The sequence below is a fragment of the Flavobacterium sp. M31R6 genome, assembly GCF_013284035.1.
Taxonomy (GTDB): Bacteria; Bacteroidota; Bacteroidia; order Flavobacteriales; family Flavobacteriaceae; genus Flavobacterium.
On the sequence record NZ_CP054141.1, the window covers coordinates 2,559,877 to 2,585,383 of the forward strand.

Here is a 25,507-nt window from a genome sequence, read left to right on the forward strand (position 1 = left end):
TTTAGGATTTTAAATAATGCGCTCCTTAATTGAAGTTTGCTTTTTAAAAAGAATTCAAAATGTGGTCATAAAAAAACTACAAAATAAAGGTCACTTTACTCTGTAGTTTTTTATTGAAAATAAATCTAGAAAATAGTACTTTAATCTTCTTCGATTTCAAATTCGGCGTCTTTTTCCCAAATTTCCATTTCGCAGGGCTTGCAGTTGAATTTTAGTTTGTATTCCAATTCCCCCTGTTTCAATACCAAAGGCTCTTTCAATTTACCTTCCATAGTGTCTTTATGGTATTTTGGACATTTGGCCAACTCGTATTTGATGCAGTATTTGGTAGTCATCACACGCGATTTTCCTGGATCCCATTGCAATTCGAATGCTTTCTCGATTTCGGTCACTCCATGTCGCTCATAAAACTTACGGGCCAATTTATTGGAAACATTATACATGAAATCCAATTTGGTTTCTGGGTAGAGATGAGATGTTTTTTCGATTTTACGTTCTTCGCGTTTGTAATTTTTCAAACGGATTTCAGATAGTTGTTCGTAAACTGTTCTGCGCATTTCATTGATTTTTGAAATAGGTAAAAACCAATTATCCGTAAACTGAACGGTTATTTCATCGGCGGTGTAAGGCGTAAATCCTGTTTTGGCCAATTGCGCTTTGATGTTTTCCTCGATGGATTGATTATTTTTGGTTTGTTCTTTTGGATGAACCAATTGAACAGTACTCACGTTTCCATCTTCATCTGTTGCAAGTAACTCAAAACCAGTTTCGTTTTCGTATAATAACAATGAAGTACTTATTTTTCTAACGGCACTATCTTCTCGTTCTACGATTTTGATAAAAGCGGCATCATTGTTTCGATAAATGAAAGTACCTTCTTTTACTTCTTTCAATACATTTGGATAAGCCAAACCATTTTCGACTTTATTTACGTAAATACCGTCGGCTTCGTTATTTTCATTGATGTAGCACAAACCGTCACCATTGTTCAATACATGGCCATTTTCAATTTCATAGGCATTTCCAACGGTTCGGATTAATTTACCGATGTATTGTCCTTTAGATTTTGGACTTTCCCAAGAACCAATAGTGGCGTGACGCTCGTTAACAAAATAATCGGTATAACCGCGGTTGAAAGTACGATTCAAAGCTGAATCAAAAGTGTAGGTGCATTTTCCCGATGAAGCTTTGGTGTATTTGTCATTATCAGCCAAGAAAGCATCCAGTTTTTGTCTAAGGTAAGAGACGTTGTTTTTTACATAAACGATATCTTTTAAACGTCCTTCAATTTTGAAGGAACAAACTCCAGCTTCCACTAAATTTGGAATTTCGTTTGAAACATCAAAATCTTTGATTGAAAGTAAGTGAGTGTTTTTAATTAGCGTTTCTCCATGACCATCAATTAAGTTGTATGGTAAACGACAGTTTTGGGCACAAGAACCACGATTGGCGCTACGTTCTCCGTTAGCAACACTCATATAACAGTTACCGCTGAAAGAAACACATAAAGCTCCGGTAACAAAGAATTCTAACTCCACATCAGTTGCGTTGCTGATTTCTTTGATTTGGTGTAAATTCAATTCACGAGCCAAAACCACACGTTTGATTCCGGCATCGGCCAAAAATTTCATCTTGTCGGCATCTCTGTTGTTGGCTTGCGTACTGGCATGTAAAATGATAGGAGGTAAGTCCATTTCCATAATAGCCATATCCTGAATGATAAGAGCATCAACTCCAATATCATACAATTTCCAAATCATCTGACGGCAAGTTTCCAATTCGTTATCGTACAGGATAGTATTCATAACCACAAAAACAGGAACATTGTATAAATGGGCATATTGCACCAAGGCTGCAACATCTTCAATAGAGTTGGTGGCATTGGAACGGGCACCAAATTGGGGAGCTCCAACATAAACGGCATCGGCACCACTGTTAATGGCTGCTATACCATGAATTAAATCTTTTGCGGGGGCTAAAATTTCTATTTTCTTCTTCATCAGTTGATGATCATTTTATAATTTCTAAAAAGCTATTTGCTTGTGTGTTCACAAAAAGCGTGCAAAGTTCTTATAAATATTTCAAGATTTCTAACCCAAAATGATTTTTTTTGAATGGTAAGCGAAAAAGTAAGACTAATGCTAAAGAAAAGAATGGAGTTTAGAAGAATTGATTTCTAATTTTTTATATATCCCAATGCATTGGTAATTAGCATTTTTGTGTTATAGGGGAAATTTAAATTGGTTCAGGCATATGAGTATTCTTTTTCTTTTAGAATTGAAAAAATAATTCCGTGAGTTAATTTTAGAATCACATTTCTTGAGAAAAATGCAATAAATTCCATGAAAAGTCTGTTATCTAAATAGAGTCCGATTGTATTTGTTAAATGGTTTTGAAAATATTCAAATTAATTAAAAGTATAGCAATTGGAACGCTAATAAATAATTCATTTATATGAAAAGGATATTGTTTTTTGTTATTATGATTGGCATATCCTTGAGCGGATATGCCCAGGAAGAATTTAATGCTAAATACAAACCAATTCCACCCAAAGAAACCAAAAAGAAAAAAGAGATTCCTCCTAAAGAAATCTCACCAAAAGTTACGCCGCCTGATATTGTGAAAAAACCTGATTCTTCGTTAGTTGATCCAAAAAAGCTTTTTAATGACATCAATTACTATAAAAAAGAGGCTAATACAGAAGGTGTTTATTATAGAAAAAATCAATATTTAGGTAGTATAAAAACTAAATCTTTAACATCTAAAATACGTTATCGTGATGCTGCGTTTTTGGATGGGGACTACATAAGAGTATTTTTAAATAATAAAGTAATTGTCCCGGAGGTTGTTTTGGAGGGCGATTATAAAGAATTTGAAATAAAGCTTGAGAAAGGTGTTAACAGAATAGACATTGAAGCTTTGAATGAAGGCTTTGCTCCTCCCAATACTGCACAATTTGAAGTTTATGACGATAAAGGAGTTAGCGTAATGTCTGACCAATGGAATGTTGGAAAGGGTTATAAAGCAAGCATAATAATTGTAAGAGAATAGAAGTTGTTTTTTTGGTCTTAATTAATTTTTTGCAGATTGAGACATTTTTAGAAAGAAAAACTACTGAGTGAAAACTTATTTCTCAGTAGTTTTGATTATCGATGTGATGTTTTGTCGTAGAATGTAACAGGGTATGTACACATCGAAAGCTAGGGAAGAATTATAGATAGTGGCAAAGCCAAAGTTATTCTTGCAAACAGATTTTTATTTTCGCTCCTCCAGAATGGTTTTATATGCTTGGGTTTTCATTTCGATGAAGTTGTCTAAATAACCAATTTGGTAAACAACAAAATCAGAGGCGTATTTTTTCTTGTCAAGGGTAGCAAATAGATTCAATCGTATTTGTTCTGTTTGTTTATCAAATGCAGATTGGTCCAATTGCATTAAGGACTCGTAATCAAAATTTTCTTCATTTTTGGAAAAAGTAGTTACAAATTCATTTTCTGTAGCACCTTTTCCGCTAAAAGCCATTGTTTTTCCAGGGGCTTTAGCATCAACAGTAATCTTTAGATCATATCCATTATTTAGATAGATCCCATTAGGGAAAACATTCGAACAATTGCTTACATAATATTTATCAGCTTTTACGTTTATCGTATCTTTGAAAACACCGTCGCTATCCGCTTTGATGACTTTTTTGAAATTTGGATTTTTGTACGAGATAATAACCAAAGAATCGACTTCAAGGTTGGCGATTTTCACTTTTAGAGAGGCGTAGTTCTTGGATTGGCTATTGGCATTAAAAGCAAAAAGTAGTGCAATGACGATTGGGAATAGTTTTTTCATTAAAATATTTGTTTTGTTAATATATCGCAAAAATATTTTAATTTCACGTCTGTAATGTTAACCGAACAATAAGTTAATGTTTACAATTGATTTCTGAATCTGCGGAGTATAGTTGAATGATTGCCTGTAAGAGATTTTAGAATTTAAAACAAGATATAATTTAAAAATTTGGTTTCAGAATTTCGTACTTTTAATGGAAAATACATCTTATGAATAGTCCTATTCTGATTGATCGTAATGAAATTCTAAAACGCTACAAAACCATTGACAAATATACCCACAAAGGGATGCAGGGGCATACTTTGATCATTGGCGGGAGCTATGGAAAGATAGGTGCTGTGTGTTTGGGATCGAAAGCGGCGCTGAAAACGGGTTGCGGATTGGTTACCGCTTTTGTACCGCAATGCGGGTATGATATTGTACAAATTTCCGTTCCCGAAGTGATGGTGGTGACGGATGACCATGAAAAGTATATTTCGGAGATTGCCCTGAATTTGGATGTCAATGCAATAGGGATAGGTCCCGGAATGGGACAGAAAATGGCAACTCAAAAAGCACTTCACGATTTTCTGTCGAATACAAGTCTTCCGCTCGTTATCGATGCCGATGCCCTGAATATTTTGTCACATAACCCGTCTTGGGTAGCTTTGGTTTCGCCTAGAACTATTTTGACTCCGCATCCAAAAGAATTAGAACGATTGATAGGGAAATGGTATACCAAAGAGGAAATGTTTGGCAAGGCTGTCGTTTTTTCGCTAGTAAATCAAGTTGTGATTGTGATGAAAGGCGCGCCAACTTACATTGTTGACGGCGAAATGATTTATGTAAATACAACTGGGAACGCTGCTCTGGCCACAGCCGGAAGCGGCGATGTCCTGACAGGGATGATTACGAGTCTTTTGGCGCAATCTTATAAACCTATCGATGCAGCTATTCTAGGCGTATACCTTCATGGTTTAACCGCCGATATTGCTTTGCCAGAAACGGGTTATCAGTCTTTTATTGCTTCAGATATTATTGCAAATATTGGGAGAGCCTATTTGAGTTTGGAAAATTAAACGTTAATAAATTATTTGCGTACAAAAAAGAGACAAGAATTAATGACTTGTCTCTTTTTGGTTTCTTTTAAAAGTTCTGTTTAATAGGTGTATGTCATAACTTCTATTTTTGAATCGGTTTGTTTGGTAATCACTACAAAAGGAAAACCCTGTTTTGCGGCCTGTTTTTTTATATTTGTCGAAGCTTCTGCAATCCAATCTGATTTTGTGAATCCTTTTGGTTTGTGAATTATGGTTTTTAAAATCGCTCCTTGCTGTAAACCAGTTGTTTGATCTTTTGTTAAAAATTGTACTTTTTTATATCCTGCCTTTCCAGAAACATCTATTTTGTTGTTATGAATAATTAAACTGTTTGTTTTTTTATCAATTACTTTTTCAATGGCAAAAAGACTTATTTCATTTAGGGTACTGTTTCCAGGAACTGAATAATAAACCGTGTTGTTTTTGGTGGTTACATAATTTACTTCAAGTTTTTCTCCATTTTGTTTTACAATAATATGAGCGTCAGCAAATAGAAATGAGGTAAATAAAGTGAGTGCAATCGTGAATATCGTTTTCATATATGTTTGAATTTTAATTTAATTGTGTAAAAATTTTTCCGAAGCTAATTAGTTTCGGAAGTTGATCTTAGGCAAATAAATGAAATTCGGGAGGTGGATTTGATAAATCCAAGATTACCGATTGTGGTAGGGCAGTCCCCTTACTAAAGTAAAAGTCTGTTGAAACTATAGTTTGAAAAGGAATGTTAAAAGGAGTTGGAAAGTCTAAAATTATTTCAATTTTTTTCTCCTCCACTTCCGATTTGTTTTCTGGCATTGCTTCCTTTTTATCGGTAATTTTTTTTTCGGTGGATGTTTTTATAATATTTGAAACAGACGGCGTAACCCAAGAAAGGGTTAGTAGTAAGCAAAGGGTGTAAAGTGCTATTCTACGAGCTGTTTTCATATTTGTAAATATATATTTAAACGTCAATAAAGTCAAAGGATTTTAACAGAGTTTTGTCTATTATTTCATTGAATAATTAATTGCTTTAAAAAAAGCATTATTTAGGGATATTGCCTTTTCAGGAGCAGAGGTGATGTCTTAAAATATAGCTATAATTTCAATGATGCCCTATTAAAATTGACATTGATATCTATTAGTGAATTGGTAAAACTTAAATCTTTTTCAATTAATAGTTTTTTGTCAGCGATTTTTGTTTTTTTTCTTCAAATAAGTAACCAACTGGTATTTAATTTGGGAAGAAGTTTGTTGGAAATTACAAAAAAAAGCCAAGCTTGTTTATTGATATTTTATATTTGCCCTGTCAATTTATTCGATGGAAATGGGAACAAATAAACATATAGTGAAAAAAATGTTTTTTGTGGTGGCTGTGATTTTTTTGCTGCATAGCTGCAACAAGAGAGAAAACAGTTCTATTAAAAAATTTTACAAAGCTTCAAAAGGAGATTCAACAGCTTATTTATCATTAGTTTTTACAAAAAATACTTTTTATGGTGAATATGAAATCCAATATGGACTTTTAGGAAAAGATTCTGGAGCCGTTCGTGGAAATCGTATTGGAGACACATTGAGAGGTGACTTTTGTTACAGATCTTATGGTGGAGACATAAAAAGAGTCCCTTTTGTTTTACTGGAAAAGAATCAAAAATTAAAACAGGGAACAGGAATAATTTCGACCTATATGACAATACCCTTCTATGTGAAAGGGACATTGGAATTCAAAGAATCTAATTTTTTATTTAAACCAATAGAAAAAAGTCAGTCAAGTAAATAATTTTTTGTGGATTGCTTTTTGTTTACAAGACAAAATAAGCAACCTTATTCCAGAAAGTGTGAATCGAAGAGCAGTAATTTGTAAATTTGTAGTTCGTAAAATCATACTATGAGAAAACCACTTGAATTAAGAACCGTAAATGTTACGCGCTATATTTCGCCTCTGCGGGAAGGTGGTTCGTTGCCTGCTCTTGCCGAAGCGGATGATGATTTTAAATATGTTTTGAAATTTAGGGGTGCGGGACACGGCGTAAAAGCTTTGATTGCCGAACTCATAGGCGGTGAAATCGCAAGAGTTCTAAATCTTAAAATGCCCGAATTGGTATTTGCCAATCTCGACGAAGCCTTTGGCCGTACCGAAGGGGATGAGGAAATTCAGGATTTATTGCAAGGCAGCCAAGGGCTCAATTTGGCACTACATTTTTTGTCGGGAGCCATTACTTTTGATCCCGTTGTGACAAAACTGCCTGCGGACTTGGCTTCGCAAATAGTTTGGTTGGATGCTTTTATTACCAATGTTGATCGTACTTTCCGAAATACCAATATGCTTATTTGGCACAAAGAATTATGGCTCATTGATCACGGAGCGTCACTTTATTTTCATCATTCTTGGAATACTTGGGAAACGCATGCCAAAAGTCCTTTTGCCTTAATAAAAGACCATGTTTTATTGCCTCAAGCAACCGAATTGGCAGCAACTGATGTTGCTTTTAGAAAGTTGCTTACCAAAGAAATACTGCAGGATATTGTCGATTACATTCCGGAAGATTGGCTCCATTGGGAAGATACCGAACAAACTCCTGACGAAATTAGAGCCGTTTACTTTCAGTTTTTATGGACGAGATTGAATCATTCAGAAATTTTTATAAATGAAGCCCAAAATGCAAGAGAAAAACTTATATGAATATGCCGTTATTCGCGTTGTGCCAAGGGTAGAACGCGAAGAATTCCTGAATGTAGGCATTATTCTGTTTTGCAAAAGCGCCAAATTCATAAAAATGCTCTATTCTGTTAATGAGGCTAAATTGCTGATGTTTTCGGAAGATTTTGATTTGGAACAACTCGAATTAAACTTAGCCTCTTTTCAAAAGATCGCAGATGGAGGAAAAGGCGGAGGACCAATTGGCGAGTTCGATATTCCGTCTCGTTTTCGTTGGCTGACCGCTATCCGAAGTTCGGCGATTCAAACTTCCAGACCGCATTCGGGTTTTTGTACGGATTTGGATAAAACCATTCAACGCTTATTTGAAGAATTGGTTTTGTAACTCCAATTATTTTTATAATTTGAGCGTAAACCCAAAATAGAAAATAGTAATTGTTTTAGGCTCTTTTTACAAGTAATGAAGAAGGTTTTATTAAAGTTTTTTCTTTATATAAAAAGAGCAAAGTCTTCATCATATTTGGTCGGGATTACTTCGGTAATCTCATAGTCAGCGATTTCATTTTGATAAAAAGGATCTTGCTTAATAATTTCCTGAAGGGTATCTCTGTCCACATTACGAACTAATATGATACCTCCTGTTCTTGGATTTTTTCTTCCTGAAAAAATGAATTTCTTTTCCGAATAATATTTGTCTAAAAATTGAATATGTGCTTCGATAAATTTATCTACTTCACTGATGTCTTTTTTATAGGATAATGAAATAATAAACATATGGAGTGTTTTCTAGTTATGCTTTATTACTGTCCGCTATTTTACTTTCAATGCTCTAATGAGCTTATTGTTGCGTTTATCAGCTCTTGAGTTTTGCAATGAAATAACAGCCCAAATTGCTGCGGGAATCCAGCCAATTAAAGTTATTTGCAAAATCAGGCAGAGAATAGAGGTGAGTATTCTGCCTCTCAAAAAGAAAGAAACAAACGGAAAGAATATTGCAATTAAGGTCATAGTATTTTTGAGTTGTCTGAAAGTCAATTATTTGTTTTACGTTATGTCTTCCTATGCTGTTGGGAATTTTGAAATATCCATATAGAAAATTTCCCAAGTGTGTCCATCAAAATCTTCGATAGTTCGCTGTTGCATAAAACCATAGTCTTTCATTTCACTCGGCTCTGTTCCGCCTGCATTTAGTCCATTTGTCATAATGCTGTTCATTTCATCAACACTTTCAGTCGATAATGAAAAAAGTCCTGCTACGCTTGATTTTGTGTCTGCAATAGGTTTGGTAGCAAAGCCTGAAAACTTTTCGTGTGTCAAAAGCATCACAAAAATGTTTTCACACCAAACCATGCACTTTCCACTGTCGTCCGAAAATTGAGGATTGTTTGTAAAGCCTAATGCAGTATAAAAGGCCATCGATTTTTGCAAATCAGTTACTGCTAAATTGATAAAAATTTGTTTTGCCATTTTTTTAATTTTTTAGTTTTATTAAGTTAAGCATCTGGAATATTTGGTTCTACCAAACGTTTTAATTTATCTAATGATTCCTGCCAGCCTAAATAACACATTTCAGTTGGTATTGCATCAGGTATTCCTTCTTGTGTTGCAAAAAGTTCTGTACCGCATAGTACTTTTCGTAGTTCGATTGTGGTAATCATTTGTCCCGGTAAATTTGGGTCGTCAAACACGTCTGTATATTTTAATCGTTCATTAGGTATAATTTCCAAATATTCGCCACCAAATGAATGACTACTACCTGTAGTAAAATTGGTAAACGACATTTTGTATTTCCCGCCAATTTGCATATCCATACTATGTACTTTGCAGACAAAACCATAAGGCGGTAACCAAGACGCCATTGCATCCGCATCTGTGAATGCTTTATAAACTTTCTCAGGAGGTGCTGTGAAGACTCTGTGAAGTGTAACTTTATTATTTGCCATGGTGTTCTTTTTTAAAGAGTTAAATTTAATGTTTTTTGGATTAAATTTTTCTAGTTGGCTAAATTTTTTGTTTGTAGGTGAGTGTTGTTTATTATAAAGGCTAATGTTTATTTGCTACAGTGGGTTGTTATTTTGATTGTAGATATGTTTTGTTTGCTCAGCGCGTGTGGTGAAGCCGGGAGATTTTGGTAAGCATAACAGTGAATACTTAGTTGGGCTGAGATTATTTTTGTATAAAAAGTAAAACCATTTAAATTTCACTAATCACTAGCAAAACTTAAATGGTCTTATATTACTTATATGGTTTGAAAACCTTTTTTTTGAAAGAATTATTTTGAATTCAAGAAAGCCTTCAATTCATCATAAGTTGAGATTTTTACGCTCACTTTCTTTTTGTTCATCACGCTTTCTATTTGTGTTGGTAGAGGCAAAGTAACTCCTAAAGCTGGTTCCACCACATCCAAAAACTTAATAGGATGTGCCGTTTCTAAGAAAACACCAATTGCGTTTGGTATGTTTTGTAATTCTTTTTTCAATCCTAAATAACCAACAGCTCCGTGCGGTTCGGCGATATAGCCTCTTTCGTTATAAATGGCTTTTAACGCAACCAGAGTTTCTGCATCGGTAAAAGTGTATGAAGTAAAATCTTTTTTGAATTGCTCCAAATCGTTTTGGTACATCTCCTGAATACGAACGAAGTTGCTTGGATTCCCAACATCCATAGCATTCGAAATAGTGGCAATAGATGGTTTTGGATCGTAAATTCCGTTGGCAAGGAATCTAGGAACCGTATCATTTACATTGGTGGAAGCCACAAAATGCTCGATAGGCAATCCTAATTTCTTAGCAATAATACCCGCACAAATATTTCCGAAGTTTCCGCTTGGGCAAGAGAATACTAATGGTTTGTTTTGTGCTTTCAATGCTTTGTAAGCAAAGAAAAAGTAAAACATTTGTGGTAACCAACGCGCAATATTGATTGAATTGGCAGAGGTCAGGTGAATGTGCTCTAAATCTTTATCGAGAAACGCTTTTTTGACCATGTCTTGGCAATCATCAAAAACACCGTCTACTTCAAGTGCCTTTATATTCTGTCCCAAAGTTGTTAATTGTCTTTCTTGTATGTCACTCACTTTTCCCGAAGGATAAAGAATCACGACATCAACACCATTTACGCCAAGAAAACCACTGGCTACAGCTCCTCCCGTATCTCCGGAAGTCGCTACAAGCACTGTATTTTTATTGTTTTTGTTGTCTTTGTTGAAATAGGCTAAGCAACGAGACATAAATCTTGCACCTACATCCTTGAACGCCATAGTTGGACCATGAAATAATTCAAGGGAATAGATTCCGTTTTCAACTTCCACCAATGGGAAATCAAAACACAAAGTTTCGGCTATGATTTGTTTTAAAGTTTCTGCAGGGATTTCGTCTCCCACAAATTGTTTAATCGCTTCAAAAGCAATTTCTTCGTGAGATAAACTTTCGATTCTATCAAAAAAGCTTGGTGCTAATGGTGTTAAGGTTTCTGGAAAATACAATCCTTTATCTGTTGCTAATCCTTGAATTACTGCTTCCTGAAAAGAAACGTTTGGTGCATTGTGGTTTAAGCTGTAATATTTCATTGTGATTTTTGATTGTAGATTAACGATTTTTGATTTAAGATTTCCGCAACAGAAGTTACATCACAAATCAAAAATCGTTAATCATAATTCTTAAATTATTTTAATCTGCTAACTTTTTACTGCTAACTTATTATTTTCATTCCTTCATCATTCACTTTAGAAACGTGAATTTCATAAGGTAAATTCATTTCTTCGTAAACGGCACTCATTGCTTTGGCAATTTTATCGGCGTTTTCCTTTCCTTTGCTTAAGGCAAAAATTGAAGGGCCAGAACCCGAAATTCCTGAACCCAAAGCTCCATTTTCATAAGCGGTCTGCTTGATTAAATCAAATCCCGGAATCAGCATAGAGCGAATAGGTTCTATGATTTCATCGTGTAAAGAGCGACCGATTAACTCATAATCCTGAGTATATAATCCTGCTACCAATCCGCCTACATTTCCCCATTGGGTAATGGCACTTTTTAGGGATACAGTTTGTTTCAATACCGAGCGTGCATCCGATGTTTTTAGTTCAATTTGTGGATGGACCACTGTGGCGTATAATTCTGATGGGCTTTCAATTTTGATAATATCCAAGGGATTTGAACATCTTACCAATGTAAAACCTCCCAAAAGGGCAGGGGCAACGTTATCTGCATGGGCATTGCCACTGGCTAATTTTTCACCTTGCATGGCAAATTTCACCAATTCTTTTCTAGTGAAAGGTCGTCCTAGCAATTCATTAATGCCAAATACAGCACCCGCAGAGCTGGCAGCACTACTACCGATACCGCTTCCTGCTTTGATATGTTTGTAGATTTGAATCTCAAAACCAAATTCAGTTTCGATTTCCTCCAACATCGCCAATGCAGCAACGCCAGCAACATTATTTTCAGTTTCCAATGGTAAATCTGCACCTACAATTTTAGTAATACGAACTCCTTTCACATCTGATTTACGAACAATCATTTCATCGCCGGCAGTGGCTAAACAAAGTCCAAGTACATCAAAACCGCACGAAAGATTCGCAATGGTGGCGGGACAAAATATTTTTATTTCAGTCATTGTTATTTTGTTTCAGGTTTAAAGTTTAAAGTTTCAGGTTTAAAAGAGGTTTGTTTGAAGACGTCTTAACTTGAAACATTAAACTGGAAACTAATTTTTAAACATTTCCTATTCTAATCACATCGGCAAAAATTCCAGAAGCTGTAACCGCTGCTCCTGCACCAGCACCTTTTATCAATAACGGTTGATCAACGTAACGATCGGTGTAGAATAAAACGATATTGTCTTTTCCTTCCAAATTGTAAAATGGATGATCTTTCGGGATGAATTGCAATCCTACACTTGCTTTTCCATTCTCAAATTGAGCCACAAATTTTAGTCTGCTTTCTTTTTGATTGGCTTCTGCCAAAATGGATTCAAAGTGTTTTGCATGTTCTTTTAATGAAGCGAAAAAAGCCTCATTATTAGTAGTTCCCATACAGTCTTTTGGAAGGAAAGATTTGTTTTCAATATCTTTAATTTCCATTTGATAACCGCTTTCACGAATCAAAATAAGTATCTTTCTAGCTACGTCAATACCACTTAAATCAATCTTTGGGTCTGGCTCTGTAAATCCTTGAATTCCAGCTTCTTTTACCACGTCATGAAAAGTGTTGTTTTCATCAAAATTATTAAAAATAAAGTTTAAACTACCTGACAAAACGGCTTGTATTTTGTGTACTTTATCACCAGAAGCGATTAGGTTTTTTACTGTATCTATAATTGGTAATCCAGCTCCAACATTAGTTTCAAAAAGGAAAGGCGCATTGAATTTACGAGATAAACTTTTTAGGTTTTTGTAATTATCATAAGCCGATGAACAAGCAATTTTGTTGCAAGTTACTACAGCAACGTTTTGTTTTAAATACTGATCGTATGTTTTTGATACTTCTTCATTGGCAGTGATATCCACAAAAATACTGTTACGTAAATTGAGCGCTTTTACATTCGCAATAAATTGTTCTCTGTTGGCTGTTTCTCCTTTTTCAAGAAGCGATTGCCATTCTTTCAAAGGCATTCCGTCTTCATCAAAATACATTTTTCTGGAGTTGGAAACTGCAATTACTCTTACGTTTATTTTTAAATTTTCTCTTAAGAATTTTTTCTGTTGATGGATTTGTTCGATGAATTTCTCACCTACATTTCCAACCCCCATTACAAATAGGTTTAATTGTTTAGTATTTTCTTCGAAGAAATTTTCGTGTAAAGTATTCAACGCTTTTTTGACATCTCTTTCATTGATAACAACTGAGATGTTTCTTTCCGAAGCACCTTGTGCAATCGCACGAATATTGACATTGTTTTTTCCTAAAGTGCTAAACATTCTTCCACTCAAACCTTGGTGATTTTTCATGTTTTCACCTACCAAAGCGATAATGCAAAGATTTTGTTCTACAATACAAGGATCAATTTTGTTTTGTGCAATTTCTATTTGAAAAGCTTTATTGATAGCTATTTCAGCAGTTTCGGCATCTGAATTTAAAATACCGATACATATAGAATGCTCGGATGAAGCTTGAGTAATAAAAATTACGTTGATGCTTTCATTAGATAAAACTTCAAATAGTCTTTTGGAAGAACCAGCAACTCCAATCATACCGGAACCTTCTAGGGTTATCAAAGTAATGTTGTCGATGTGACTAATTCCTTTTACTGGGTTTGTATGTGGTACAATAGTATTGGAAATCAAAGTTCCTTCGGCTGTTGGCTCAAAAGTATTCTTAATGAAAATAGGAATATTTTTTCTTAAGACAGGCTGGATTGTTGGCGGGTACAGAACTTTGGCGCCAAAATGAGACAATTCCATCGCTTCTTGGTACGATATTGTAGCTATTGGTTGCGCTTGTTTTACAATTTTTGGATTGGCAGTAAACATTCCGTTTACGTCTGTCCAAATTTCTAAATCTGTTGAATTTAATGCTCCTGCAATAATAGCTGCTGTATAATCCGAACCACCACGTCCTAAAGTAGTATTGATACCATCTTCAGAAGTGGCAATAAAACCAGGCATCACAACTACTTGGTTTTCATTAGATGCAAAAAAATCTGCAATAAGCTGGTTTGAAAGTTCAAAGTTTACTGCTGCTTTTCCAAATTGATTATTAGTTTTAATCAGTTCTCGGCTGTCTTTATAACGGCTGTTTTTTAATTTTTGTTTTAAGGCTTCGGCAATAATATAAGAAGATAATAATTCTCCAAAACTTAGAATGGTATCCAGAGTTCTTGGAGATAATTCTCCCAATAGAAAGCAACCATCAAGCAATGTTTCTAAATGATTTATGATTCTTTTGATATGACTTAACAATCCACTTTGTTCACTTACGGGAATAAGTTGTTTAAGTGCTTCTAAATGTTTTTTCTCGATTTCGGTAACAATATCTTTAAAGCTTTCATCATTTGCAGCCGCTTTGGATGCAGCCAAATGCAATAAATCGGTTACTTTACTCAAGGCGGATACCACAACAACAAGCTTTTCGTCTTGTGCTTTATTAATGACTATATCTAAAACTAATTTTATGTTTTCTGCATTGGCTACCGAAGTTCCGCCAAATTTTAATACTTTCATATGTAGATATTATTATGTATTTGTTTTAATGTAATTTAGTATCGCTATTTTAAATCTAAACGATATTTATATTGTGTTTTATTATTTTAATTGCAAAAGGCTTCTATACACCCATGACTTTCTTTCTTTAAGAAAAAAGTACAGCAACTGGATTATATGTAAAATGTATACCCCTAAGGGGTAGTAGTTGTAGTAGATGTAGTTTTAACAGCAAGTGCAACCCAAATTTGAGTTGTTATCGAAGGATGATATGTGCTGTTAAAATTTTTCATTTTTGATTTTTCAAAAGTACAGTTTTTCATCAAAAAATAAAGCTTTGTGAGGTATTTTTGCGAATAGTTTAATATTTAAAATCAATATGGATTCAAATTTAATATTGTATAATTTATTTCTTTGTTTATTGAGATTATCTTTGATTTATTCTCTTTTTGGAAGTGATTTTCTATGATGATTTTCTTTAGATTAAGTTACAACTTGTAGTAAAATAGGCTTGTGTATAATGTTGTAATGATGAAAATGAAAATTATAAGTTTTTTAAATTCGTTATTTTCTGCTCTTAAGAATTATTTAGGGACATTCATCGTAGTGTGATAATTATTTTTTTTTTGATCATGATTTTAGATTTAATTAATAAATTTAAGTTTTTATTAATGTAAAGTATTTATTCTGTTTTTGCCAGTAATTGTAAAAATTATACTATTTTGGCTAAAAATAATTCTAAAAATATTATAATGAAAAAACAGATTGCATTATTATGTATTGCTTTTTTTACCCTAGTATCTTGCAGTAGCAATGATGATTCGCCAATTGTTGTACCATCGGCAACTACAGCTCAAGCGGTTTTAGATGGAAATTCAATAAATGTTACTTGGCCAGTTGTAGCAGGTACAGGAATTACATATAATATTTATAGAAATGACAATCCAGTAAAAATTAATTCAACTCCACTTACGGAAGCAAAATTCACAGATGTTTTAACTACTACAGGAGCTTTTACATATACTGTTACAGTAAATTTGTCAGGTCAAGAAAGTCCAAAAGGTATTGCTTCTGAAAAAGTAGTATTGGAAGTCCCTAAAACAAGAACTTTTGAAGTTTATAATTATGATGTTAATAATGTAATGACTACTGAATACAAAAGCTTTTCTACTTTTACTTATGATCCAATCAATATTACTAAATTAATTAGTGTTTCAAGTACCTATTTGAGTTCTGGAAGCACTACACCGACAGAGGATAATAAAGACATATACACTTATACAGGAAATTTAATAACAAAATTGGAGTCAGTAGATAAAGCGGGTGTTGTTCAGAGTTCGACGGTATATTTATATAATGATAAAAATAAAATGATTTCTCTTACGAATACTCAAAATGTTACATTTATTTATAGGTTATTATTTGATTATAATGTTGATGGTATTGTATCTAGTACTGAATATATGACTTTTTCAGGAGTTTTGGAACCATCTGGCAGATCAAATGTTTATACCGTTTTGAATGGGAACTTGATAAAAGAGGAATCTTCTATTGTGAATATCGGTAGTCCTCTCCAAACGAGTACTATTGAATATAGTCTTGATACTAAAAAGAACCCGTTTTCTAATGTTTTAGGATTTTCTAATTATACTTTATGGTGGTCAAACCAAAATAATGAAATTAGTTCTGTAAGTAATAATAATACATCTTCAACTGTACATACTACGAGAAACGAGATTACTTATAATTTAAATGGTAGTATATTAATCAATAAATTGTATACAAAAAGTGGAACTAACCCGGAAAAACTTTCTAGTATAAACACTTATACTTATTAATAAAATTGGCTTTATTTAGTTGTGAAACTTAATCTAATTTGGAATACAATATCACAAAAGCAACTTGTTTAGAGTTGCTTTTGTAATTTATTATATCATATGTTTCTTGTTTTATTTTTTATTTCACTCTAAATTTTAAATTATTATCAAAAATCATTGCTTTTTAATATTGATTTGTAGAATTTTGAACTCTTAAATTCAAACAAAATGGAGAATACACATTATATAAGTACCGAATTGTTTTCTTTCGAAGTCTTACAAGAAATTATTTCTCATAATAAATCAATTGCTCTTTCAGAGGCTGCAAAAACGAATATCCTTAAGTGTAGAAAATACTTGGATACTAAAATGGCCTCTCATTCTGAGCCTATTTACGGAATCAATACTGGTTTTGGATCTCTTTGTAATGTAAAAATTTCAAATGAAAACCTTTCTAAGCTTCAAGAAAACCTTGTAAAGTCGCATTCTTGTGGAACAGGGGAGGAAGTGCCAAACGATATTGTAAAACTGATGCTGTTGCTTAAAATTCAATCTTTAAGTTATGGACATTCTGGAGTACAATTGCAAACAGTGGAGCGATTGGTTGACTTTTACAATAATGATATACTGCCTGTTATTTATACTCAGGGTTCACTTGGAGCATCTGGAGATTTAGCACCTTTGGCACATTTATCATTGCCTTTGTTGGGTGAAGGAGAAGTTTGGTTTGAGAATAATAAAGTGCATTCAAGCGAAGTATTGAAACATTTTGGTTGGGAACCTATTGTCTTAAAGTCAAAAGAAGGTTTGGCATTATTGAATGGAACTCAATTCATGAGTGCCTATGGTGCACATATCTTAATGAAAGCTAACAAGTTTTCATTTTTAGCCGATTTAATTGGAACAATATCATTGGAAGGTTTTGATGGCAGAATTGAACCTTTTAATGAATTGATACATTATATCCGTCCCCACAACGGTCAAATTGCGACAGCGAAAAGAGTAAAGGAGTTTCTGGATGGAAGTCAAATTATCGAACAGCCTAAAACGCATGTTCAAGATCCATATTCTTTCCGTTGCATTCCACAAGTTCACGGTGCTTCAAAAGATGCTTTTGATTATGTGAAAAAAGTATTCAAAACGGAGATTAATTCGGTAACCGATAACCCAAATATATTTATAGAAAGTGACCAGATTATTTCGGGTGGAAATTTTCATGGACAGCCTTTGGCTTTGGCTTTAGATTTTATGGCAATTGCTTTGGCAGAACTAGGGAGTATTTCTGAGCGTAGAACATATCAATTGATTTCTGGATTGCGTAATCTTCCGGCGTTTTTGGTTGATAATCCAGGATTGAATTCAGGGTTTATGATTCCGCAATATACTGCCGCAAGTATTGCAAGTCAAAATAAGCAACTGGCAACTCCTTCAAGCGTAGATAGTATAGTTTCGAGTAATGGTCAGGAGGATCATGTGAGCATGGGAGCAAATGGAGCAACCAAATGTTTGCGTGTGATGGATAATTTGGAACGTATTTTGGCTATCGAATTGATGAATGCTTCTCAGGCGATCGAATACCGCAGACCTTTGCAGTCAAGTGATTTTATAGAAATGTTTTTAAAATCTTACAGGAGTGAAGTTCCTTTGGTAAAAGAAGACAGAATTCTTCATTATGATATTGAGAAAACAGTGTCTTTCCTGAATAGTTTTCAAATCGAAGAGGATTTGTTAACATTAGCTTAACATTAGCTTTAAATAATGAAGTAATTTTGCACTACTAAAACATAAACAAATGTCATTAAATAGTATTTTTCAATTTTTAGTTCCAAAAGACAAAAAATTCTTTCCTCTTTTCGAAGAAGCATCAAGTAATTTAATCGAATTGGCTTCAATTTTGCACGAAGCCGTAAATCTTCCATTGAAAGAAAGAGAAGTTCTTTTTCTTAAAATAGATGAATTAGAACAAAAAGGTGAAGACATTACACGTCAAACCAATTTAGAATTGAGTAGAAATTTCATTACTCCTTTTGACAGGGAAGATATTCACTCCCTAATCACTTCAATTGATTATGTAGCCGATTATCTTCATGGTGCCGCTTCAAGAATGCGTTTATATCAGGTGGATAAAATCACGAAGTCAATTCGTAAAATGACAGAAATCAATCTAGAGGCCTGTCAAAATATTGATGTTGCGGTAAAAGAGTTGAAAAACTTGAGCAATATGAAAACGATCACCAACGCTTGTGCTAAAATAAATAAGTTGGAAAACAAGTCGGATATGGTATATAACAAAGCTGTTTTTGAGATTTTCGAAAACGAAACCGATGCCAAAAATATCATTAAATATAAAGAAGTGTTGTCAGTTTTAGAATCAGCAACTGATAAATGTAAGAGTGTTGCCAGTGTTTTAGAATCTATTACAGTAAAACATTCTTAATTTAATTCTATTCATTTGAAGATATTGATATGACTTTACTCATAATTATTATAGTTCTAGCATTAATTTTTGATTACATCAATGGTTTCCATGATGCTGCAAATGCTATTGCTACTGTTGTTGCAACCAAGGTTTTATCGCCTTTCCAAGCGGTACTTTGGGCAGCTTTTTTTAACTTTTTGGCTTACTGGGTTTTTGGCTTGGGTGTTGCAAATACCGTTGCAAAAACGGCCGATTCAAGTCAAATTGATTTAGTCGTTATCCTTGCAGGTGTTGTAGCGGCAATTGTTTGGAATTTAATTACTTGGTGGCAAGGAATTCCTTCCAGTTCTTCACATACTTTGATTGGCGGTTTTGCCGGTGCTGCGATTGCTCATGCAATTACAGTGCATGGTTTTTCAGATTATATTTTAATTGAAGATGGAGTTCAGCACACTAGACATTGGTATGATATTGTAAGTTGGTACAAAGCAGGAAAAGATGGTGGTATGCCTTCTGGAGTAGTGATTATTATTGCATTTATAGTTCTTGCCCCTTTGTTAGGAGCCTTTATGTCGTATTTAATTTCTATTTGGTTGTTGAATGCTTCCAGAAAAAGGATTTTGCCTAAATTGTTTACAATTGGATTAATGATATTGTCAATTTGGTTTGTTTATAGCCAAATGGTTCCGTTCGAAAAAATCGAAAAACCTCGTTTTGAATCTTCTGTTTTTTGGAGTGTTGTATTTGAATCTCATAATATTAAGTGGTTTTTGGTAGCTTTTATAATACTTTCGATTTCAACATTTGCTTTAGTATTTAGTAGTTTAAATTTACACAAAGCGGATGCAGTTTTGAAAAAAATGCAATTACTGTCTTCAGCAGCTTTTAGTTTAGGTCACGGTGGAAATGATTCACAAAAAGTAATGGGAATTATTGCTGCGGCTGTGGCGGTTTATATCAAAACTAGCGGTGTCGATATTATGAATCTTCCAGATTGGTTGCAAGTAGTTCTTCCAGATGATGATAAAGGTATAAAAGGAGCAATGCCTGAATGGATTCCATTGGCTTGTTATACGGCTATTGCTGTTGGAACATTAAGTGGGGGTTGGAAAATTGTGAAAACAATGGGTTCTAAAATCACCAAAGTGACTTCTTTTGAAGGAGTGGCTGCTGAAACCGCGGGAGCTTTGACGCTTTATTTTACAGAACATTTTAAAGTGCCGGTAAGTACAACGCATACTATTACAGGATCTATTATTGGAGTTGGATTAACGAAACGTATTTCAGCTGTTCGTTGGGGTGTAACGGTGAGTTTACTCTGGGCTTGGGTACTAACGATTCCTGTTTCAGCATTATTGGCTGCGCTAGTATATTGGTTTCTGAATATATTTTTGTAAAAACAATACACATTATATAAAACCATTCGTATTCCGAATGGTTTTTTTTATGCCTTAAAATTTACTTTTATATTTTTTGGAGCAAAGACCTGTTCAGCAATAATCAGCAGTTCTCCAGCTGTCCACTGTATTCCCGATTAATAAAAACTACGGCAAAAAAGCCTTGTTTTTCTATATCGGGAGATGCCGTTTCCATCTGGGCTAAATGACTAGTTTAGTGCTTTTATCAGCTTTTCAAAAATTGAAATTTAATTCTATTCTGATAGTTGCTGTTTTGGAAGAAAATAATTTTCAGAAGATTTTATGGAAACCTCTAATTGCCTTGGATTAAATTTTTATGGTTTTTTCTACGCTTGTAATGGGTTTGCTTTAGCGTATTTCCGCCTGTTATGATACTTATGTTCCCGTCAATTTCAAGCATTGCCAGTTTTACATCCTTAAAAGATTCTACCCCATGCTCTCTCATGGCTTCTTTCAATTCATCCGAAGTGATGTCTAACTTACTCAAGTTTTTGAAATCTAAAGTTCCGTTGTGAATTAGAATTTCTGGCTTTTCAAGCATGAATTCACCGAAATTTTGGTAACGGTACATTAGTTTCTTTAAGATGAAATTAATCCCAAAAAGTATTGTTGCTGCTGCTAGACCTCCCCAAAGTGTTGTGTTGTTTCCGACCATCGCATTTTGAACGGAGTTGCTTATCAGTAGAATCAAAATCACATCAGCGGTATTGAGTTGGGATAATTCTTTTTTACCAAAAATACGCAACGCAATAACCATGAATAAATATACAGCTGCACTGCGAATGACGATGTCTAGGTAGGGATTCATAGTTTAGATTTCAGATTTCAGAATTTAGAATTTAGAATTTAGAATTTAGAATTTGCCATTGATATTGTCATTGATATTGTCATTGTTATTTCCCGCTCTATTTTATCTTAAAGTTTTTCTCAATCGCTTTAATCATTTCTCCGGCAATATCTTTATTGGTAGCACCTTCAATTCCTTCAAGCCCTGGTGAAGAGTTTACTTCAAGTAATAAAGGCCCTTTTGCGGAGCGGATAATATCCACACCAGCAACTTTTAAATCCATTGCTTTGGCCGCTTTTATGGCAATCCTTTTTTCTTCAGCGGTAACTTTAATTACCGATGCTGTTCCACCCAAATGGATATTGGCTCTAAATTCACCTGGCATGGCTTCTCTTTGGATTGCGGCAACAACTTTTCCATCAATTACAAAACAACGGATATCTTTTCCGTTGGCTTCTTTGATGAATTCTTGTACCAATATATTAGCATTAAGACTTTTGAATGCGTTAATTACACTTTCTGCCGCTTTTTTAGTTTCAGCCAATACAACACCCTTTCCTTGCGTTCCTTCCAGTAATTTTACAATGAGAGGAGAACCTCCAACCATTTTGATTAAATTATCAGTATCTAATGGAGAATTGGCAAATCCAGTCGTTGGGATATCTACACCGTGATTTAATAACAATTGCAAAGAAAAAAGTTTGTCCCTCGATTGTGTGATAGCTGTAGATGAGTTTAAACAATACACTTTTAAAGCTTCAAACTGTCTAGTTAAGGCACAACCGTAAAAGGTGATACTCGGCCTAATTCTAGGAATAATAGCATCAAATTGATTTAATATTTTTCCACCGCGGTAATGAATTTCTGGAGTTTTGGCATCCAGTTTCATGTAGCATTCTTTGATATTCAAAAAATGCATTTCGTGACCACGCATTTCTCCAGCTTCCATAATTCTTTTGTTGCTGTACAATTCAGGATTACTTGCTAAAAGGCCTATTCTTAAACCTGAGCTTGCTTTTTCTGAATTTTTATATAATTCAACAAGACTTTCTGTGGTAGGTTGTCCTAAAAGATATTTTTGTTCCGGGTCAACCAATATTCTTCCGCTCATGGCTTCTCGTCCCAAAAGCATTCTAAAGCCCATTGAATCACGATTTGTAAGGGTCATTTCAATAGGCCATTTCGAATCTCCAATGGCAATATTAGTCTGAATTACATAGCGGTGTTCTCTAAAGCCACTAGAACTTTTTACAATCCTTTTGTCAACCATAGGAGCTTCACAATGGATAACAGTTTTTATATTGTTCTGTATAGGATTTATGTCAAACTTCACCCAATTCGCATCATTTTTTATAAATGGTGCAATATTGATTGCATGCAAAGCAGATGTTTTTGCGCCAGAATCGACACGAGCTTTAATTGTAGGTATTCCTAATTCTGGAAAAGAGCACCATTCTTCGCTACCCAGTATGACTTTATTTTGAAACATAAATTAATTTTGTTGATCTTTTTTATAACTATCAAATGTAGATATTTGTTTTTAAAAAAATACGATAATATCCTATAAAAAACAAACCCGTTATGTTATTAAAACGTAACGGGTCTGTTATGTAATATTTTATTTTAAATTATTGATTAGTAGGTTCTTCAGCTTGGTTTCTTGGTTCTTCGGCTTTATGAATATTTACCGTTAATTCTTGAGAACCATCTTCGATATCCATAAAGATTTCATCACCAGAAGCAATTTTTGAAGTGATAATTTCTTCAGCCAATGTATCTTCAACATATTTCTGAATCGCTCTTTTTAATGGTCTAGCGCCAAATTGTTTGTCAAAACCTTTATCGGCGATAAATGCTTTGGCTTTATCAGATAATTTTAACTTATAACCCAGCTCTTCGATGCGGTCATAAAGTTTTTTCAACTCGATTTCAATGATTAAATTGATGTCTTCTTTTTCTAAAGTGTTAAATACGATTACGTCATCAATTCTGTTCAAAAATTCGGGTGCAAAAGTTTTCTTTAAAGCGTTTTCAATAACGCTTTTAGAATTATCATCGGCTTGTGCAATTTTAGCAGCAGTACCAAATCCAACTCCTTGTCCGAAATCTTTCAATTGACGAGCTCCAACATTAGATGTCATAATGATAATAGTATTCTTGAAATCAATTTTTCGACCTAAACTATCGGTTAAAAAACCATCGTCAAGCACTTGTAGCATCATGTTGAAAACGTCTGGATGTGCTTTTTCAATTTCATCGAGTAAGACCACACAATAAGGTTTTCTGCGAACTTTTTCAGTTAATTGTCCACCTTCTTCGTAGCCTACATATCCCGGAGGCGCTCCAACCAATCTTGAAATCGCAAATTTCTCCATGTATTCACTCATGTCAATTCGAACCAGTGCATCCTCCGAGTCGAATAATTCCTTCGCAAGAACTTTGGCTAATTGTGTTTTTCCAACACCTGTCTGACCTAAGAAAATGAAAGAACCAATCGGTTTGTTCGGATCTTTCAATCCAGCTCTATTTCTTTGAATTGAACGAGCGATTTTTAAAACAGCCTCGTTTTGTCCAATTACTTTATTTTGAATAAGTTCAGGCAATTTGGCTAGTTTATTGCTTTCTGTTTGTGCAATACGATTTACCGGAATTCCAGTCATCATTGATACGACATCAGCAACATTATCTTCGGTAACCAATATTCTATTGTTTTTAGAATCTTCTTCCCATTGCTCTTGTGCTATGGCTAAATCTTTTTCTATCTTTTTTTCATCATCACGAAGTTTAGCTGCTTCTTCATATTTTTGTTTTTTAACAACCAAGTTTTTCAATTCGCGAACTTCTTCCAGTTGTCGTTCCAAATCTAATATTTGTTTTGGAACATCAATATTGGTAATGTGAACTCTTGATCCAGCTTCGTCCAATGCATCAATGGCTTTGTCTGGTAAAAATCGTTCAGACATGTATCGATTCGTTAATTTAACACAAGCTTCAATAGCTTCGGGAGTGTAAATTACATTATGATGATCTTCATATTTGTTTTTAATGTTGTTCAAAATAGCAATAGTTTCTTCAACAGAAGTTGGTTCTACAATCACTTTTTGAAAACGTCTTTCAAGTGCGCCATCTTTTTCTATGTATTGACGGTATTCGTCTAATGTAGTTGCGCCTATACATTGAATTTCACCTCTTGATAATGCAGGTTTGAACATATTGGAAGCGTCTAGTGAACCTGTTGCACCTCCAGCGCCAACAATCGTATGAATCTCATCTATGAAAAGAATGATATCGTCATTTTTTTCCAGTTCATTCATAACGGCTTTCATTCTTTCTTCGAACTGTCCTCTATATTTGGTTCCGGCAACTAGGCTTGCTAAATCAAGAGTTACTACTCGTTTATTGAATAATATACGGGAAACTTTCTTTTGAATGATTCGCAAAGCAAGACCTTCTGCAATAGCAGATTTACCAACTCCTGGCTCACCTATTAGCAAAGGGTTGTTCTTTTTACGGCGGCTCAAAATTTGAGAAACACGTTCTATTTCTTTTTCGCGTCCTACAACAGGGTCTAATTTTCCCTCTTCTGCCATTTCAGTTAAATCTCTTCCGAAGTTGTCAAGTACAGGAGTTTTAGATTTTTTATTTGATTTATTGGCAGGATTATTGAAATTACCTTCCTTGAGGCTGTCATCTTGTCCTGAATCGTCATTGTAGGATTCGTTTTTTGGCAAGTTTTCTAAAAAATCGTCTTCGTTTGGAGTCATGTTGATGTATTGTTCTTTAGCTACGTCATAATCTATTTTAAGTTTATTCAATAGCTTGGTTGTAGGATCATTTTCGTTTCTCAAGATGCACAACAGTAAGTGTGCAGTGCTGATTGATGAACTTTGGAAAACTTTTGCTTCTAAAAAAGTAGTTTTCAAAGCGCGTTCTGCTTGACGTGTCAGATGTAAATTTTTCTTTTCTACACTAACATCAATGCTAGGGCTGGCGGGGCTTAGGATTTCAACCTTTCTTCTTAAATGATCAAGATCAACAGACAGGTTGTTAAGGATGTGAATTGCTTTACCATTTCCATCCCTTAGAATGCCAAGCATCAAATGTTCAGTACCTATAAAGTCATGTCCAAGGCGCAGAGCCTCTTCTTTGCTATAAGTAATAACGTCTTTTACTCTAGGTGAAAAATTATCATCCATATTGTTTGGTATTGTTATTGTAAATTTAGTGAATAAGATTATCAAAAGCAAAAATCATACCTTTAAATACTCCTACCGCTAAGTGACAAAAAAAATGATGACCATATAGTTAAAGCCTACTTAATTTATTAACTAAATCCCAATAAAAATTTGTTAATAAATCGAATAAATTTCTGTCTGT

General features: G+C 34.2%; 23 protein-coding genes. 9 read left to right on the top strand and 14 right to left on the bottom strand.

From position 1 onward, the window contains the following. Positions 1-140 precede the first annotated feature (140 nt). Positions 141-2,000 carry a peptidase U32 family protein gene (locus HQN62_RS10445; protein ID WP_173504325.1) on the bottom strand — a complete coding sequence of 620 codons (1,860 nt, stop codon included), beginning with the start codon at positions 1,998-2,000 and terminating at the stop codon, positions 141-143. A gap of 454 nt (positions 2,001-2,454) precedes the next feature. On the opposite strand from HQN62_RS10445, the gene HQN62_RS10450 reads away from it, so the two are divergent. Beyond that, the gene (locus HQN62_RS10450) at positions 2,455-3,051 is read left to right on the top strand and encodes a hypothetical protein (RefSeq protein ID WP_116795300.1); all 597 of its coding nucleotides are present in this window, start codon (positions 2,455-2,457) and stop codon (positions 3,049-3,051) included. Between the two features lie 204 nt (positions 3,052-3,255). On the opposite strand, the gene HQN62_RS10455 is transcribed toward HQN62_RS10450, so the two are convergent. Continuing rightward, positions 3,256-3,837 (bottom strand): hypothetical protein, encoded by a 582-nt coding sequence (locus HQN62_RS10455; protein ID WP_173504326.1) that lies wholly within the window; start codon positions 3,835-3,837, stop codon positions 3,256-3,258. Between the two features lie 209 nt (positions 3,838-4,046). Between HQN62_RS10455 and HQN62_RS10460 the strand changes: the two genes are divergently transcribed. Beyond that, on the top strand, positions 4,047-4,895 hold the full coding sequence (locus tag HQN62_RS10460; RefSeq protein ID WP_173504327.1) for an NAD(P)H-hydrate dehydratase: 849 nt from the start codon (positions 4,047-4,049) through the stop codon (positions 4,893-4,895). Positions 4,896-4,975: 80 nt separating this feature from the next. Here the strand turns inward: HQN62_RS10460 and HQN62_RS10465 are convergent, their stop codons facing one another. Together HQN62_RS10465 and HQN62_RS10470 are read right to left on the bottom strand one after the other, a co-directional pair. Then, the gene (locus HQN62_RS10465; protein WP_173504328.1) at positions 4,976-5,455 is read right to left on the bottom strand and encodes a hypothetical protein; all 480 of its coding nucleotides are present in this window, start codon (positions 5,453-5,455) and stop codon (positions 4,976-4,978) included. A 67-nt stretch (positions 5,456-5,522) separates the two neighbouring features. Beyond that, complete coding sequence (locus tag HQN62_RS10470) at positions 5,523-5,840, bottom strand: hypothetical protein (protein ID WP_116795296.1); 318 nt, start codon at positions 5,838-5,840, stop codon at positions 5,523-5,525. 379 nt (positions 5,841-6,219) lie between these two features. Here HQN62_RS10470 and HQN62_RS10475 point away from each other — a divergent pair, with 379 nt between their 5' ends. The 3 genes from HQN62_RS10475 to HQN62_RS10485 all read left to right on the top strand — a co-directional run bounded on the left by HQN62_RS10475 (position 6,220) and on the right by HQN62_RS10485 (position 7,936). Then, positions 6,220-6,672: a hypothetical protein gene (locus HQN62_RS10475; RefSeq protein ID WP_173504329.1), complete on the top strand. Its 453-nt coding sequence runs from the start codon at positions 6,220-6,222 to the stop codon at positions 6,670-6,672. 108 nt (positions 6,673-6,780) lie between these two features. Beyond that, entirely contained in the window at positions 6,781-7,575 is a 795-nt protein-coding gene (locus tag HQN62_RS10480) for a HipA family kinase (RefSeq protein WP_173504330.1), read from the top strand. Then, positions 7,553-7,936 (top strand): DUF3037 domain-containing protein, encoded by a 384-nt coding sequence (locus HQN62_RS10485; RefSeq protein WP_116795292.1) that lies wholly within the window; start codon positions 7,553-7,555, stop codon positions 7,934-7,936. Before HQN62_RS10480 ends, HQN62_RS10485 begins: the two co-directional genes overlap by 23 nt. A 104-nt stretch (positions 7,937-8,040) precedes the next feature. On the opposite strand, the gene HQN62_RS10490 is transcribed toward HQN62_RS10485, so the two are convergent. The 7 genes from HQN62_RS10490 to thrA all read right to left on the bottom strand — a co-directional run bounded on the left by HQN62_RS10490 (position 8,041) and on the right by thrA (position 14,710). Then, positions 8,041-8,325: a YciI family protein gene (locus tag HQN62_RS10490; protein ID WP_173504331.1), complete on the bottom strand. Its 285-nt coding sequence runs from the start codon at positions 8,323-8,325 to the stop codon at positions 8,041-8,043. A 36-nt stretch (positions 8,326-8,361) separates the two neighbouring features. Continuing rightward, complete coding sequence (locus HQN62_RS10495; protein WP_116795290.1) at positions 8,362-8,559, bottom strand: YqaE/Pmp3 family membrane protein; 198 nt, start codon at positions 8,557-8,559, stop codon at positions 8,362-8,364. Between the two features lie 51 nt (positions 8,560-8,610). After that, complete coding sequence (locus HQN62_RS10500) at positions 8,611-9,018, bottom strand: VOC family protein (protein ID WP_116795289.1); 408 nt, start codon at positions 9,016-9,018, stop codon at positions 8,611-8,613. 26 nt (positions 9,019-9,044) lie between these two features. Further along, positions 9,045-9,494, bottom strand: a complete 450-nt coding sequence (locus HQN62_RS10505) for an SRPBCC family protein (protein ID WP_173504332.1) — start codon at positions 9,492-9,494, stop codon at positions 9,045-9,047. Between the two features lie 329 nt (positions 9,495-9,823). Continuing rightward, complete coding sequence (gene thrC, locus HQN62_RS10510) at positions 9,824-11,119, bottom strand: threonine synthase (protein ID WP_173504333.1); 1,296 nt, start codon at positions 11,117-11,119, stop codon at positions 9,824-9,826. Between the two features lie 122 nt (positions 11,120-11,241). Further along, entirely contained in the window at positions 11,242-12,165 is a 924-nt protein-coding gene (locus tag HQN62_RS10515) for a homoserine kinase (RefSeq protein ID WP_173504334.1), read from the bottom strand. 97 nt (positions 12,166-12,262) lie between these two features. Then, complete coding sequence (thrA, locus tag HQN62_RS10520) at positions 12,263-14,710, bottom strand: bifunctional aspartate kinase/homoserine dehydrogenase I (RefSeq protein ID WP_173504335.1); 2,448 nt, start codon at positions 14,708-14,710, stop codon at positions 12,263-12,265. A 731-nt stretch (positions 14,711-15,441) separates the two neighbouring features. Between thrA and HQN62_RS10525 the strand changes: the two genes are divergently transcribed. The 4 genes from HQN62_RS10525 (at position 15,442) to HQN62_RS10540 (ending at position 20,322) form a co-directional block, all read left to right on the top strand. After that, positions 15,442-16,527: a hypothetical protein gene (locus HQN62_RS10525; RefSeq protein WP_173504336.1), complete on the top strand. Its 1,086-nt coding sequence runs from the start codon at positions 15,442-15,444 to the stop codon at positions 16,525-16,527. 207 nt (positions 16,528-16,734) lie between these two features. After that, positions 16,735-18,249 (top strand): histidine ammonia-lyase, encoded by a 1,515-nt coding sequence (gene hutH / locus HQN62_RS10530; protein WP_173504337.1) that lies wholly within the window; start codon positions 16,735-16,737, stop codon positions 18,247-18,249. A gap of 49 nt (positions 18,250-18,298) precedes the next feature. Then, entirely contained in the window at positions 18,299-18,943 is a 645-nt protein-coding gene (locus HQN62_RS10535; RefSeq protein WP_116795284.1) for a DUF47 domain-containing protein, read from the top strand. Positions 18,944-18,972: 29 nt separating this feature from the next. Then, complete coding sequence (locus HQN62_RS10540) at positions 18,973-20,322, top strand: inorganic phosphate transporter (RefSeq protein ID WP_116795283.1); 1,350 nt, start codon at positions 18,973-18,975, stop codon at positions 20,320-20,322. Between the two features lie 313 nt (positions 20,323-20,635). On the opposite strand, the gene HQN62_RS10545 is transcribed toward HQN62_RS10540, so the two are convergent. The 3 genes from HQN62_RS10545 to HQN62_RS10555 form a co-directional block, all read right to left on the bottom strand. Next, positions 20,636-21,151 (bottom strand): DUF421 domain-containing protein, encoded by a 516-nt coding sequence (locus HQN62_RS10545; protein WP_116795282.1) that lies wholly within the window; start codon positions 21,149-21,151, stop codon positions 20,636-20,638. Positions 21,152-21,248: 97 nt separating this feature from the next. Next, entirely contained in the window at positions 21,249-22,619 is a 1,371-nt protein-coding gene (gene rimK, locus HQN62_RS10550; RefSeq protein WP_173504338.1) for a 30S ribosomal protein S6--L-glutamate ligase, read from the bottom strand. A gap of 139 nt (positions 22,620-22,758) precedes the next feature. Beyond that, positions 22,759-25,326 (bottom strand): ATP-dependent Clp protease ATP-binding subunit, encoded by a 2,568-nt coding sequence (locus tag HQN62_RS10555; protein ID WP_116795279.1) that lies wholly within the window; start codon positions 25,324-25,326, stop codon positions 22,759-22,761. Between the last annotated feature and the right edge of the window lie 181 nt (positions 25,327-25,507).

Excerpts from the sequence above, each read along its gene's own strand:
- HQN62_RS10525 (WP_173504336.1), top strand. The coding sequence starts at position 15,442 with ATGAAAAAACAGATTGCATTATTATGTATTGCTTTTTTTACCCTAGTA.
- HQN62_RS10545 (WP_116795282.1), bottom strand. The coding sequence starts at position 21,151 with ATGAATCCCTACCTAGACATCGTCATTCGCAGTGCAGCTGTATATTTA.
- HQN62_RS10450 (WP_116795300.1), top strand. The coding sequence starts at position 2,455 with ATGAAAAGGATATTGTTTTTTGTTATTATGATTGGCATATCCTTGAGC.
- HQN62_RS10500 (WP_116795289.1), bottom strand. The coding sequence starts at position 9,018 with ATGGCAAAACAAATTTTTATCAATTTAGCAGTAACTGATTTGCAAAAA.
- HQN62_RS10475 (WP_173504329.1), top strand. The coding sequence starts at position 6,220 with ATGGGAACAAATAAACATATAGTGAAAAAAATGTTTTTTGTGGTGGCT.
- HQN62_RS10555 (WP_116795279.1), bottom strand. The coding sequence starts at position 25,326 with ATGGATGATAATTTTTCACCTAGAGTAAAAGACGTTATTACTTATAGC.
- HQN62_RS10505 (WP_173504332.1), bottom strand. The coding sequence starts at position 9,494 with ATGGCAAATAATAAAGTTACACTTCACAGAGTCTTCACAGCACCTCCT.
- rimK (WP_173504338.1), bottom strand. The coding sequence starts at position 22,619 with ATGTTTCAAAATAAAGTCATACTGGGTAGCGAAGAATGGTGCTCTTTT.
- HQN62_RS10485 (WP_116795292.1), top strand. The coding sequence starts at position 7,553 with ATGCAAGAGAAAAACTTATATGAATATGCCGTTATTCGCGTTGTGCCA.
- HQN62_RS10480 (WP_173504330.1), top strand. The coding sequence starts at position 6,781 with ATGAGAAAACCACTTGAATTAAGAACCGTAAATGTTACGCGCTATATT.
- HQN62_RS10465 (WP_173504328.1), bottom strand. The coding sequence starts at position 5,455 with ATGAAAACGATATTCACGATTGCACTCACTTTATTTACCTCATTTCTA.
- HQN62_RS10445 (WP_173504325.1), bottom strand. The coding sequence starts at position 2,000 with ATGAAGAAGAAAATAGAAATTTTAGCCCCCGCAAAAGATTTAATTCAT.
- HQN62_RS10535 (WP_116795284.1), top strand. The coding sequence starts at position 18,299 with ATGTCATTAAATAGTATTTTTCAATTTTTAGTTCCAAAAGACAAAAAA.
- hutH (WP_173504337.1), top strand. The coding sequence starts at position 16,735 with ATGGAGAATACACATTATATAAGTACCGAATTGTTTTCTTTCGAAGTC.
- HQN62_RS10455 (WP_173504326.1), bottom strand. The coding sequence starts at position 3,837 with ATGAAAAAACTATTCCCAATCGTCATTGCACTACTTTTTGCTTTTAAT.
- HQN62_RS10460 (WP_173504327.1), top strand. The coding sequence starts at position 4,047 with ATGAATAGTCCTATTCTGATTGATCGTAATGAAATTCTAAAACGCTAC.
- HQN62_RS10495 (WP_116795290.1), bottom strand. The coding sequence starts at position 8,559 with ATGACCTTAATTGCAATATTCTTTCCGTTTGTTTCTTTCTTTTTGAGA.
- thrC (WP_173504333.1), bottom strand. The coding sequence starts at position 11,119 with ATGAAATATTACAGCTTAAACCACAATGCACCAAACGTTTCTTTTCAG.
- thrA (WP_173504335.1), bottom strand. The coding sequence starts at position 14,710 with ATGAAAGTATTAAAATTTGGCGGAACTTCGGTAGCCAATGCAGAAAAC.
- HQN62_RS10490 (WP_173504331.1), bottom strand. The coding sequence starts at position 8,325 with ATGTTTATTATTTCATTATCCTATAAAAAAGACATCAGTGAAGTAGAT.
- HQN62_RS10540 (WP_116795283.1), top strand. The coding sequence starts at position 18,973 with ATGACTTTACTCATAATTATTATAGTTCTAGCATTAATTTTTGATTAC.
- HQN62_RS10515 (WP_173504334.1), bottom strand. The coding sequence starts at position 12,165 with ATGACTGAAATAAAAATATTTTGTCCCGCCACCATTGCGAATCTTTCG.
- HQN62_RS10470 (WP_116795296.1), bottom strand. The coding sequence starts at position 5,840 with ATGAAAACAGCTCGTAGAATAGCACTTTACACCCTTTGCTTACTACTA.